Below are 11967 nucleotides of genomic sequence, written 5' to 3'. Positions count from 1 at the left end.
ATGCCATATGCCGGATGGCATTTTGCGTCATGCATGTTGAATGCAGAATGCGGGCGGGATTTTCGCGCGAGGATTGCGTGGACGTCAGCGCTCGATCAGAACCGTGATGAGACTGATCGGAGAGGTAACGCGTTGAAATCAGAGACAAGCGGATTGAAGATACTGCTCACGCTGACGGCGAGCCTGGCGATGGGCGTATCGGGCGCAGCGATGGCGGGCGGAAACGGCAATGGTGGTTCGGGCGGAGGCAATGCGCATGGCGCGGCGACTGCCGGACCGACGGCCGGAGGAGACAATACCTCCGTACCGGGCAGCACGCGCCCGGGGCTGCATTTCAAGCACAAGAAGAAGGCGAAGCCCGCGCCGTCCAGCGCGCAGTGACGAGGACGAGCACGACGAAGCGCGGCAGGGCACGCGTCCGCGCAGAATGACGCGCGGAATGGCTCAGGCTGCTGCGACGCCTTCGATGTCGATGTCGTCGGTCCCGAGGCGCGAAAAGATGTCGCAGACTGCGCGCATCTCCGCTTCGTCGCGGATGCAGACGACAACGCGTGTCAGGCCGCACAGCGTGTCGGCGTCGCCGCCGTCCGCGCCGAATGACGGAAGAATGTCGTCGTCGGTCATGTCGAGACCGAATGGGTACTCATGCGTATCGACGACGCCAAGATGTTCGCCGTGACCAGCGTATTCGGCTGAGATCCACTGGGTTTGCGCCGCCGCACTCTGCACCACCGAACTGTGAAAGTCCGCAAAGCCGGTCATGCTGGCCACGCGGACTCGGTCTCCCGCGATGCCTTCCGCGCGGAGGTCCTCGAGTGCTTCGTCGAGCTTGCGGGAGCCGAAAAAAGCTCCGGATACTTCTCGCATCATTGCTTGTCTCCTTGCTGCCTCGGTGCCACGAATTCAGTATCGCCGTGAAGCGCGCCGTTGTGAACACGGGTTCATACCGGTTGTCGCCCCGAGAGATCGGGAAAAGCGCGAGAGGCACAGGGAGCCGCGCAGCAGCGCGCGGCAGCGACACACCGGAAAAACCGCTTTTCGGGCTCGCAAGTGCGCGAGGAGATGGCAAATCCAACGGATGCGGACCGGGATACGCGAGCCTGACGACGAAGCGAACACACTGGCCGGGTGCCGGGGGCAGATACAGCCGATACCCGGAGCCGCGGTTGCGATTCCAGGCGCGTTCACTTCATGCGGTACATGAACTTTACGCCGCAAAGGACCGATTATCAACGGTTTGATGCGGCCCTAATCGCTTGAAACGCAAGGTTTTTTCGAGACAGTTCGTCGCAGCGGCATGGCGATCGCAGCATTGGCATGCTGCATGATGTATACAAAAAACCGCGTGAACGATCAGTCATCGTACAAGCTGACTTGCGCCCTATAATGGGCGATCGAGCCTAATCAAGACCGGTCCATCCATGTCCCAAGCACTGTCGTCCGGCGCGCTGCGCCGCTCCCGCAATCTGACCGAGGAGGTCGTTGCCGAGTTGTCGGAGCGCATTCGCAGCGGCGCACTTCAGCCCGGCGACAAGCTGCCGACGGAATCGGAAATCATGGCGCAGCTCGGCGTCAGCCGCACCGTCGTGCGTGAATCGATTTCGCGCCTGCAGGCCGCGCGCCTCGTGCAGACGCGGCATGGCATCGGCACCTTCGTGCTGGAGGCGACCGATCACGACCGCTTTCAGATTGAAGCCGCGGGCGATCTCACCGTGCGCGACGTGATGGCCATTCTCGAACTGCGCATCAGTCTCGAAGCCGAAGCAGCCGGACTCGCCGCGATGCGCCGCACGGACGAGAATCTGGCACAGATGCGCCGCGCGCTCGACGAGTTCGAACGCCTGATCGAAGCGGGCGAGAGCAGTGCGGTGACCGCCGATGTCGCCTTCCATCTCGAACTCGCGAAGGCCACGGGCAACCGCTATTTCCACAGCATTCTGAGCCAGCTCGGCAACACCATCATTCCGCGCACGCGAGTCAATTCCGCTGCCCTCGCTCATCACGATCCCGGCAGCTATCTCGATCGCGTGAATCGCGAGCATGAGGATATCTTCGACGCCATCGAGCGTCGCGATCCCGAAGCCGCGCGCGCCGCGATGCGCATGCACCTGTCGAACAGCCGCGAGCGTCTGCGTCGTGCGCACGAGGCTTCGGGCAAGGCACAGGACGCGAGCTGAGCCGCCTCGCGTCATGCTTGCGCGCTATGCCTCGTCGAGCATGACGGAGAGCGTGCCGGCTTCGCTCTGCACACCTGCATCGAGATCAATTTCGTGCGGCGCCATCTTCGCAATGGCGCGCAGCAGGCGTGGCGAGAAGCTCGCGCCGAAACGTGCGAGGGCATCGTTGCGCGTAGCTTCATCGGCATGCGAGAGCGCACGCAGTTCACTCAACGGCAAGCCCACGAACAGATCGATCGCGTAAGGCGGCGCATCGGGATCGGCGTCGGTCGACGGCGAACCCGGTGTTCGTATGCGCAAGCCGGGCTGCAAATGTGACGCCAGTTCCGCGCTTACCTGATAGGGCGCTTCGGCCTCCAGCGCGCCGTGTGCTTCGCTTGCGAGGAAAGGAGCAACGTCCTGCAGACGCGCCAGTTCTTCATCGGACAGCAACATGGAGGTTCTCCCTGCGGAATTCGGTCAAGTTATCACGGCCCGCAGCACATGGCGGTCCAGCGTGCGTTCACGCCAGCGTCAATCGCGATGTTCCGCGATGCAGGCGGCAATCGCGTCGTTCACGGCATCGGCGGCATCGCGATGCGGTGAATGTCCGCACTGCGACAGCTTGACGAGCCGCGCGTGCGGCACGGCTTCCTGAATCCTGTCGAGTTGCAGCATCGATGCATATTCGTCATCGTGTCCCTGAATCGCGAGCAGCGGCTTTCGGATCGCGGCGATTTCGGCGGTGATGTCCCAGTGCAGGAACTCCGGATTGAGCCACGCGTCGTTCCAGCCGTAAAAGGCCGAATCCACGTCATCGTGATAGGCGCCCAGCCTGTCGCGCAGCGCACTGGTCTCATAGACCGCGCGCGTCTCCCTGATCGCCTGCACCGTCATGGGTTCCACGAACACATGCGGCGCCATGATCGCGGCGCCCGCCAGCGCATCGGGGAATGCGCTGGCATAGAGCAGGGCGATCGTGCCGCCGTCGCTATGACCGATGAGCCACATGCGGGCGCGCTCGCGGGCATCGATGCGCAATGCATTGAGCAACGCGGGCAACACCACCTGCGCCTGATGATGCAGGAAGCTCACCGGCCAGGTTTCGCCGGGCCGGCGCGGAGTCGAGCGTCCATAGCCCGGACGCGAGAACACCAGCCCGCGACATTGCAGCCGGTCACACAGCGCTTGCGGCCAACGCTTCCATAACCTGACCGACCCCAGTCCCTCATGCAGGAATACGGCGATGGGCGCATCTTCGCGTCCGGCATTGAGCCATGCATATTCGACACGCACGGGATAGGCGCCGCCGTTCAAATCGGCAAAAGAAACAGACTCGCCTGGCTGAAATGTCATATTGGAAATCTGCAAGATAGAGCACAAAGATTAACAGACACCTTCAGGCGGTTATGCGAATCTCCTTCGCGAGGATGCATCGAAAGGGTGCATGCAAGGTAATGAATAAAGCTATTGAATCGCCATCCCCGCAGAAAAAACAGGTATCTCGGTCCATTCGATTTTTTTCTCTGGACTTGCCTGAACTTTTTCTGCGAAAGTCATTCGTAAGAATGCGCGCAATGCTGCGTTAAACCTTGGCCCTATTTAATTGAATGTCGCTTATGGAGTGTGTGGATGAAACGACCTAAACGAATGTTGCTGGAGAACATTGCCTGGGCGCGTGAAACAGCGCATGCCGATGCAGACTTCTTTCCTCGCCTGGCGCAAGGTCAGAGCCCTCGCGTGCTGTGGATCGGTTGCTCGGATAGTCGCGTGCCGGCCGAGACCGTCACGAATGCCGATCCTGGAGACCTGTTCGTTCATCGCAACATCGCCAATCTGTTTTGTCCATCCGACGACAACACGTTGAGCGTGCTGGAATATGCAGTGCGCGTGCTGAAGGTGGATCACGTCATCGTCTGCGGCCATTACGGCTGCGGTGGCGTGCGTGCGTCACTGCTGCCGTTGTCGAATGACCTGCCGCATGTCAATCGCCGCATTGCGCCGCTATGCGCACTGGGCGAGACGCATCGCGACCATCTCGGCACCTTTGCGGACCTCGATACCCGCGCCAATCGGCTCGCCGAACTGAGCGTGTTCGAACAGGTGCGTTTGCTGCGCGAGCACGCCATCATCCGTGAACGCGATACCCCTCCGCTCGTGCATGGGTGGATCTTCGGCCTGCATGACGGACATCTCAAGGTGCTGGCTTCAGGCTATGAAAACGAATCCGGTCATCAAGGCAGCGCGCAAGTAGGCACTGCTCTGCTCGAAACAGTCTAAGCACTCAATTCAGCCGTTGAATCTTATGCGATGTCGCGAAAGCGGCACTCGCAGGCATTCACTCGCGCAAACGGAATGAACCATGAAAGCAGCTAATCGTTTAGCCAATCTTCCACGCGATTTATTCGCGGGCATTGTCGTATTTCTCGTGGCATTGCCATTATGTCTCGGCATTGCCAATGCTTCCGGCGTCGAGCCGATTGCCGGCCTGATGGCGGGCATCATCGGCGGCGTCGTCGTTGCCTTGCTGAGCGGTTCGCAATTGAGCGTCAGCGGCCCGGCGGCGGGGTTGATCGTAATCGTCGTCGGCGGCATTGCGGGGCTGGGGAGCTTCTCCGCGTTCCTGCTCGCCGTGTTGTTGTCGGGCGTGATCCAGTTCGGCTTCGGCATGCTCAAGGCGGGACGCTTCGCCGCCTATGTGCCCTCGTCGGTCATCAAGGGCATGCTGGCGGCTATCGGCCTTCTTCTGATCATCAAGCAGATTCCGCTGGCCGCGGGCTTCGCGAACGATGGTGTTCACGTCACCGGCGGCGACGGTTTGCTGTCCACTTCCTATGGACATGTATCGATCGCGGCCTGCGTCATCGCGTTCGTTTCGCTCGGCATGCTCGCAGCGTGGGAAACGGCCGCGCTGCGCCGCTTCGCGCTCGTGCGGCTGGTGCCCGGTCCGCTGGCTGTGGTGGCCTTCGGCGTGGGCGCCACGCTGCTGATCGACCGCTTCGCACCGGGCTTTGCGCCGCCCGAGCAGTATCGCGTGGCGTTGCCTTCGCTCGAATCGTTCACGGCCTTGACGAAAGCGCTCGAGCTGCCGGACTTCTCCCAACTGCTGAATCCCGGCGTGTGGCGGCTTGCGGTGACGCTCGCGATCGTTGCGAGTCTCGAGACGCTGCTCAGCCTCGAAGCAGTCGAGCAGATCGATCCGAAGAAGCGCACCGCGAATCCGGACCGTGAACTGAAGGCGCAGGGCATCGGCAACATGCTGGCCGGCGCAGTCGGCGCGCTGCCGATCACCTCGGTGATCGTGCGCAGCTCGGCGAACGTGACAGCGGGCGCACAGAGCCGCTGGTCGGCGTTCGTGCATGGCGTGTTGCTGCTGGTGAGCGTATTCGGCCTGACGAGTGTGATCAACCTGATTCCGCTGTCATGTCTCGCTGCCATTCTGATCTTCACGGGACTGAAGCTCGCCAAGCCCTCGCTCTTCGCATCCGTCGCGAAGGAAGGCTTCGAACGTTTCGCACCGTTCATCGCGACCATTGCGGGCGTGCTGCTCACTGATCTTTTGATCGGCATCGTGATCGGCATTGCATGCAGTCTGTTCCTTGCCGTGCGCGCCAACCTGCGCCGCCCGATCACGATGGCGCAGCACGATGACCATTACCTGCTGTCGTTCCGCAAGGACGTGTCGTTCCTGTGCAAGGTGACGCTCAAGCGCCGGCTCGCCGCGATCCCGGACGGGGCCGTGGTGATTCTCGATGCTTCGCGAGCCGACTATGTCGATCCGGATGTGCGTGAGGAGATCGACAAGTTCGTGGCCGCCGCGCCTGCGCGGAACATGCACGTCGAATGCCGGAACATGCCGCGTGTGGAGGAAGAAACGTTCACGCCTGTCCGGAACCGCTGGTTCGGCGCGGCAAGACCGCGTACCGCATCGGAATAATGCTCGAAGCACGTCTTGCGCAACGCATCGCGCAAGACGTGCCCGATAACCTCACAGCTTCATAACTTCATTCGGTCACGATGGACATCGAGAAGCCGTCCCATCCCTTGCTTCCGACTGTCTGGATGGCGGTGGAGTCGAGGCGGGGATGGGTGGCGAGCATGTCGAAGAAGGTGCGCACGCCATTCGCGTCGGGGTCATCGCTGCCGGTTTCCAGTACCCGTCCGCGACGAATCACGTTGTCGGCGACGATCAGCGTTCCCGGGCGGCTGAGGCGCAGGACAAGATCGAGATAAGCCGGATAACTTTTCTTGTCGGCATCGAGAAAGATGAAATCGAACGGCGGAATGCCGTCGCGCACGAAGGACTGCAGCGTGTGTACCGCATCGCCGACGATCACCGACGCCACGCTCGACAAGCCCGCCCGTGCAAGGTTGCCGCGTGCCACGTTCGCATGCGCGTCGACGGCTTCGAGTGTCAGCAGCGTGCCGTCCGAAGGCAGTGCGCGCGCGAGCCATATCGTGCTGTAGCCGCCCAGCGTGCCGAGTTCGAGGATGCGCCGCGCGCCGCGCAGCTTCGCCAGCATGTGCAGCATCTTGCCCTGGTTCGGCGCGACGTTGATGGCGGGCAATCCCGCGTTCGCGCTGTCGCGCAGCGCGGCTTCGAGCACTTCGTCCGGCGCCTGGGTTCGTTCGCAAAGGTATTCGTCCATTGCGATCCACTGCTGTTCGTTCATGCCAACTCCTCGTTATTCGCTGGGATGTGCTGCGGTTCACGCCATGCGCGACAGTCACCATACCGCACCGCAAGCACGCACTGCAAAAGCCGCTTCCCCGATAAATAATTCAGATTGCACCTCGCGCTTGTCATGCGCGTGACATCGCGGCAGCTTGTGCATCGCGGCGCATGGCGTGGCCCAGTTGATCGACGGTGAGACGCAGCGCGTCGATCATCGCGCGCGCGGCCGGTGAGGGTGATCCGCCCGCGCGCAGCGTGAGTCCGATGTCGCGCCGGGTGTTCTGCATCGCGATGTCGAGCACGGCCAGTTGCCCCGATTCACGCTCGTAATGTAGTTGCTGCGCCGAGACTGCCGCGAGCATGTCGGTGTGCAGTAGCAAGCCGCGGATGACGGCGAGGTCCGCTGTTTCGACGGTAGGCATCGGCGGCCTGAGCTTGCCGCGCTTGAACTGTGCTTCGAACATGCCGCGCGCGGGGGCCTGGTTGCGCGGCAGGATCCATTGCGCGGTGGTGAGATCGGCGAGCGCCAGGCCACGCGAACGGGCAAGCGGGTGCCCGCTGCGCGCGATCACGACGATATCCTCCGACATGAAGCGCTCGTTCACCAACCCGCTCGACGCATCGTTCGGACGCAGCGCGCCAAGCACGAAATCGATGTCGCCCGCGCGCAGTCCCGCCACGAGCGTTTCGTACGCGCTTTCATCGGTCACGATGCGCACGCCCGGATACTGCGCGGCCACGCGGGCGATGGCGCCCGGCAGGATGAGCGTACGGCCGAGCGGCAGTGCGCCGACGGTCACCACGCCCTGAATGGTGCCGCGCAGGGCGGCGAGATCGTCGGGGATATGGCGCAGTTCGTTCAACGCGCGGCGCACGTGCAGCACGAAGGTTTCGCCTTCGCTCGTCAGCAGCAGGCCGCGCGGGCTGCGATAGAACAACTGCATGCCCGCGCCTGTTTCCATGATGCGGATGGCGCTGCTGACCGCGGGCTGACTCAGCCCCAGGGTTTGCGCCGCGCTCGGCATGTGCCGGTGGCGCGCGAGTGCCGAGAACAGTTGCAGCCGCCGCGTGTTGAGCAGAAACGCCGGCAGCGTACTGGCCGCCGCAGTTCTGCGGCGCGACTGCCGTGCCGCGCACCACTGCGCGAGTTCCTCCAGTTCCGCGAAGATGCGCTGGCAGCGCAGCAGCACGGCGCGTCCCGCAGGCGTGGGCAGCATGCCCGATGGACGGCGCTCCAGCAGGGTTTCGCCGACGGCCGCCTCCAGTTCCTGCAATGAACGCGTGACCGCCGATTGCGCGCGGAACAGCGCGGAGGCGGCGCGCGTGGCGCTGCCGGTCTCCGCCACGAGGCGGAACGCGCGCAGGTAGGCGAGGTTGAAAAGGTCGCGTGAGTCCATGGGTGTCCGGCATGCAGGTCGATGCCATCAGTTTAATTTATCGCGAGCCGCGGCATCGGAACGCATCGGGGGAAATGTCAGGCTCAGTCTTTCCTAACTTTGCGCGGCCATCATGCCTTCATGCAAACAACGACGGTCACTCGAAGAGAGTGCCGTACAACGAATGGAGGCAATGCCATGTACCCGCATATTCTCGTCGCCGTGGGCCCCGGCTTCAGCGAAGCCGCTTTGTCAAAGGCTATCGAACTCGCGCGCGGCAACGCTGCCCGCATCACGCTGCTGCACGTGATCGAATCCGCCCCGTGGTGGGCAGGCTGGTCGGTCGAGACTTTCTGCAACATGCCGGAGCTCGTCGATCAACTCGCGCTGTCGATTCGCGGCCACTGCGAAAAGATGCTGGCGAACGCCGGCATGGAGGCTGACTGGGAAACGCGCAGGCTTCCGGAGGACGGCCATAGCATCGGCGGCGTGATCGCCCTCGAAGCGAACCGGCTGGATGTGGATCTCATCGTGCTGGGTGCGGGCAGGTCGTCGTTCGGCGGTATCGACATGCATCATGTGCGCAATATCGTGCGCCGTCGGACGGGCCGCAACGTGCTGATTGCACATGCCCCGACCCCGCGCACCTTGCAATACGCGTAGCGCATGACGGCGCTCAGACGTCGAGGATCCGGTAGCGCTGAAGCGTTTCGACCTGCGTCTGAAGATTGAGCAGCCGGTTGTCGCGGCAGAGCGCCTGGGCCGTTTCGGCATCGCCCCGGCGCAAGGCTTCGATCACTTCGCGCAAGGTCTGCGCTTGTGATGCATCCGGCGCGATCAGCCGCAGCGTCAGCTCGCGCACGCGGCGCACCTGATCGACGCATTCGCCGACGATCTGCATGAGACGCGGATTGCCGCTCAGTTCGACGAGCCGCGCATAGAACGCGTCATGCGCCGCGGCCCAGGCATCGCGGTCGTCCTTGTCCAGCGCGCGGTCCATGTCCGCGCAAGCCTTCTCGAGCGGCCTGAACTCCTTGGCGCCGGGCTTGCGCGCGGCAACGGCAGCGGCCGCAGTGGCTTCGAGACTTGTCTGCACCTGGAAAACTTCCTCGAGGTCCGTCAGCGACACATTGCACACGCGCATGCCGTGACGCGGGATGATCTGCACGAGACGTTCGTTCTGCAGGCGGATCAGCGCCTCGCGCACCGGCGTGCGGCTAACCCCGAACCACTGCACCAGTTCCTGTTCCAGCATTTGGGTTCCGGGCCGCAGCGCGTTGCTGAGGATCTGCTCGCGCAGCGCGAGATAGACCGTGTCGGTGGATTTCTCGCGTGGCTTGCTGATTGCTTCAACGGGTCGGGCTGGAGCCATGCTGGGCTTTCCGATAACGTTGCCGTCGATGCACGGAGGACAGGTCGGCCCGCTGATCATCGGGCGACAGGCTGTCTTCATTATAAGAAAAGAAACTCGCCGTATTGTTCAATGCATGCATTAAACAATACGGCTCGCGGATAGGCGGACAGATGCGCGGACAGATGTGCGCACAAAAAAGAGCCGCCCCCGAAGGGGCGGCTGAAACGGACTTGCACGCGGCCGCGCGATCGGGAGAGAGACCGATCGCACCTTCAGACTTTCTGCGGCAACGACAAGCCCCCGAGGCCGATTGCCGCCACTGTGCGGCGATGCATGATGAGGATGTGGAGTCGTATGGGAAAGCGTGTCGTTAAAAGATGCCTATTGCATGTCTTTCCGTCAGACGGTAACGTTTGCGCGCATTCTGCGTGATGCGGCGATGACGGCAAAGCAACGTCTCGTCATGCCGCCATCGCCGCATGCGATGGCCAGCGCCCCCAAAAAGACGTCGTGAACTGCTGGCCGTACAAGGACATCGTTCATGCAGACGCTCGATCCACTCTCGCTAAGACTCTTCCTTGCCGTGGTCGAGGCCGGCACGATCGCCGCGGCTGCGCAACGCGAACATATTGCGGCCGCCGCCGTCAGCCGTCGCATCAGCGAGATCGAATCGTCGATCGGCGTGAGCTTGTTGCGCCGCACTAACAAGGGCGTCGTCGCCACCGAAGCGGGCGAGCGGCTCAGGACGCTCGCGCATCGCGCACTGCATCAAATCGACGACATCGTCGTGCAGATGCGCGAGTACTCAGGCGGCACGAGCGGCGTCGTGCGCATCGTGGCGAACGTCTCGTCGATCGTGCAGTTCCTGCCGCGCGATCTTCAGTCGTTCGCGGTGCTCCATCCGCATGTGCGCATCGAGCTCGACGAGAAACCCAGCGTGCAGGTCGTGCGCGCGGTGGCCGGCAATGCGGCTGACATCGGTATCTTTACGTCCGTTCCGCATGGTTATGCGATCCATACAATTCCCTATCGCCAAGATCACCTCGTACTCGTCGCGCCGCCGGGACACGCGCTGCTGCAGCAGCAGGCGACGGCCTTCGCCGACGTGCTCGAACATGAGTTCATCACGCTGCCCGTCGATGCGGCCATCACGCTGAGCCTCACGCGCGCGTCCAACGAAATAGGGCGTTCGGTGCGGGTGCGGATGCAGGTGTCGAGCTATGACGCCCAGTGCCTGATGATCGAAGCGGGGCTGGGTTTCGGCGTGATGCCCGAGGCGGTGGCGCGGCAACACGGGCTGGGCTTCGTGCCGCTCACGGATGTCTGGGCGATGCGCGAACTGCTGATCGCCATACGCTCGCCGGGTGCCTTGCCCGAGGCATGCAGCAAACTGGTCGCCCATCTTGCGCGCGCGTGACGGGTTATATCCTGACGGGTCCGATGCAGTACTATCCGCTCAACGCGGAGTTTCCTTCAGGGAGTTCAGCATGGCCGCATCGCGCAGCACGGTCGCGCCGCATCCAGCGAGGCGCGTGAAGGTCATCTCGAACGATCATCCCGTCGACAGCGCCAAGCCCGCCCGGCTCAACACCGCGGATCTCGCCTATGGCGAACTGCGCCGACGCATCATCGAAAGCGAACTCACGCCCGGGTCCTATCTGCTCGAACAGGAACTGGGCCTGATGCTGGGCTTCAGCCGCACGCCCATCCGTGAGGCCGCGTTGAGACTCCAGGGTGAAGGGCTGGTGCAGATCGTGCCGCGCCACGGCATTCGCATCGTTCCCACGTCGATCTCCGATATCCGGCATATCTATCAGGTCTTGATCAGCCTCGAATCCACGGCTGCGGGGCTCGTCGCTGCGCAGCCCGACATCGACCTCACGCCGCTCGCCGATGCCTGCGACACGATGGTCCGCGCGCTCGAAGCCGGCGACATGCTGACCTGGGCCGAAGCAGACGAGGTCTTTCACGAGACCCTCGTCGCGCTCAGCGGCAATGCACGGCTGCGAGGCATCGTGATGAACTGCCGTGACCAGGTGCATCGCGTCAGGCGCTTCACGCAGCGCGTCCGCCCGCATCCGCAGCCTGCAAAGTCGATCGAGGAACATCGCGCGATCATCGATGCTTTGCGCTGCGGCGATGCAGCGAAAGCAAGCGCGCTGTACCGCGCTCATCGCGAACGGGGCTGGCGCGATCAAACCGCCGTGCTGCAGCAATACGGCATTCAGCAGGCCTGAAACATCGTTCGCCGAATGCAAGACGAGGGTATCTACGCCCTGCATCAAACTGGACTTTCATGGAGTTAATGCATACATTAACTTGCACGGTTATCCGCGATAACCGTATTCAAAATCACAAGGCGGGCGCCTGTGCACGAGTTCGCGCACCACGGTAGATGCCGCCGCT

At 62.8% G+C, this 11967-nt stretch carries 13 protein-coding genes; 7 read left to right on the top strand and 6 right to left on the bottom strand.

What is annotated here, in order from left to right; genetic code table 11:
- Positions 1-153: 153 nt before the first annotated feature.
- On the top strand, positions 154-381 hold the full coding sequence (locus QCE83_RS23650) for a hypothetical protein (protein WP_404985429.1): 228 nt from the start codon (positions 154-156) through the stop codon (positions 379-381).
- A gap of 63 nt (positions 382-444) precedes the next feature.
- Here QCE83_RS23650 and QCE83_RS23645 read toward each other — a convergent pair whose 3' ends face one another.
- Positions 445-870, bottom strand: coding sequence for a hypothetical protein (locus QCE83_RS23645; RefSeq protein WP_309817004.1), 426 nt, complete (start codon positions 868-870; stop codon positions 445-447).
- Between the two features lie 551 nt (positions 871-1421).
- On the opposite strand from QCE83_RS23645, the gene QCE83_RS23640 reads away from it, so the two are divergent.
- A complete protein-coding gene (locus QCE83_RS23640) occupies positions 1422-2177 on the top strand; it encodes a FadR/GntR family transcriptional regulator (RefSeq protein WP_309817001.1) in 756 nt (251 codons plus the stop codon).
- 24 nt (positions 2178-2201) lie between these two features.
- On the opposite strand, the gene QCE83_RS23635 is transcribed toward QCE83_RS23640, so the two are convergent.
- Positions 2202-2612: a hypothetical protein gene (locus QCE83_RS23635; RefSeq protein ID WP_309816997.1), complete on the bottom strand. Its 411-nt coding sequence runs from the start codon at positions 2610-2612 to the stop codon at positions 2202-2204.
- A 78-nt stretch (positions 2613-2690) separates the two neighbouring features.
- Positions 2691-3512 carry an alpha/beta hydrolase gene (locus QCE83_RS23630; RefSeq protein WP_309816994.1) on the bottom strand — a complete coding sequence of 274 codons (822 nt, stop codon included), beginning with the start codon at positions 3510-3512 and terminating at the stop codon, positions 2691-2693.
- A 276-nt stretch (positions 3513-3788) separates the two neighbouring features.
- On the opposite strand from QCE83_RS23630, the gene QCE83_RS23625 reads away from it, so the two are divergent.
- Together QCE83_RS23625 and QCE83_RS23620 are read left to right on the top strand one after the other, a co-directional pair.
- Complete coding sequence (locus QCE83_RS23625; protein WP_309816991.1) at positions 3789-4436, top strand: carbonic anhydrase; 648 nt, start codon at positions 3789-3791, stop codon at positions 4434-4436.
- Positions 4437-4518: 82 nt separating this feature from the next.
- Positions 4519-6093: a SulP family inorganic anion transporter gene (locus QCE83_RS23620; protein ID WP_309816989.1), complete on the top strand. Its 1575-nt coding sequence runs from the start codon at positions 4519-4521 to the stop codon at positions 6091-6093.
- A 67-nt stretch (positions 6094-6160) separates the two neighbouring features.
- On the opposite strand, the gene QCE83_RS23615 is transcribed toward QCE83_RS23620, so the two are convergent.
- Positions 6161-6829, bottom strand: coding sequence for an O-methyltransferase (locus tag QCE83_RS23615; protein ID WP_309816987.1), 669 nt, complete (start codon positions 6827-6829; stop codon positions 6161-6163).
- A gap of 130 nt (positions 6830-6959) precedes the next feature.
- A complete protein-coding gene (locus QCE83_RS23610; protein WP_309816985.1) occupies positions 6960-8228 on the bottom strand; it encodes a LysR family transcriptional regulator in 1269 nt (422 codons plus the stop codon).
- A 177-nt stretch (positions 8229-8405) separates the two neighbouring features.
- On the opposite strand from QCE83_RS23610, the gene QCE83_RS23605 reads away from it, so the two are divergent.
- Positions 8406-8870, top strand: a complete 465-nt coding sequence (locus QCE83_RS23605) for a universal stress protein (RefSeq protein WP_309816983.1) — start codon at positions 8406-8408, stop codon at positions 8868-8870.
- A gap of 13 nt (positions 8871-8883) precedes the next feature.
- Here QCE83_RS23605 and QCE83_RS23600 read toward each other — a convergent pair whose 3' ends face one another.
- On the bottom strand, positions 8884-9579 hold the full coding sequence (locus QCE83_RS23600) for a GntR family transcriptional regulator (RefSeq protein WP_309816980.1): 696 nt from the start codon (positions 9577-9579) through the stop codon (positions 8884-8886).
- Positions 9580-10102: 523 nt separating this feature from the next.
- On the opposite strand from QCE83_RS23600, the gene QCE83_RS23595 reads away from it, so the two are divergent.
- The gene (locus QCE83_RS23595; RefSeq protein WP_309816977.1) at positions 10103-10978 is read left to right on the top strand and encodes a LysR family transcriptional regulator; all 876 of its coding nucleotides are present in this window, start codon (positions 10103-10105) and stop codon (positions 10976-10978) included.
- Between the two features lie 70 nt (positions 10979-11048).
- Positions 11049-11798 (top strand): GntR family transcriptional regulator, encoded by a 750-nt coding sequence (locus QCE83_RS23590; RefSeq protein WP_309816975.1) that lies wholly within the window; start codon positions 11049-11051, stop codon positions 11796-11798.
- Positions 11799-11967 lie beyond the last annotated feature (169 nt).

The sequence above is a fragment of the Caballeronia sp. LZ034LL genome, assembly GCF_031451215.1.
GTDB lineage: Bacteria > Pseudomonadota > Gammaproteobacteria > Burkholderiales > Burkholderiaceae > Caballeronia.
Note: the sequence above shows the minus strand (reverse complement) of the source record. Positions and strands in the feature narration are given on the sequence as shown.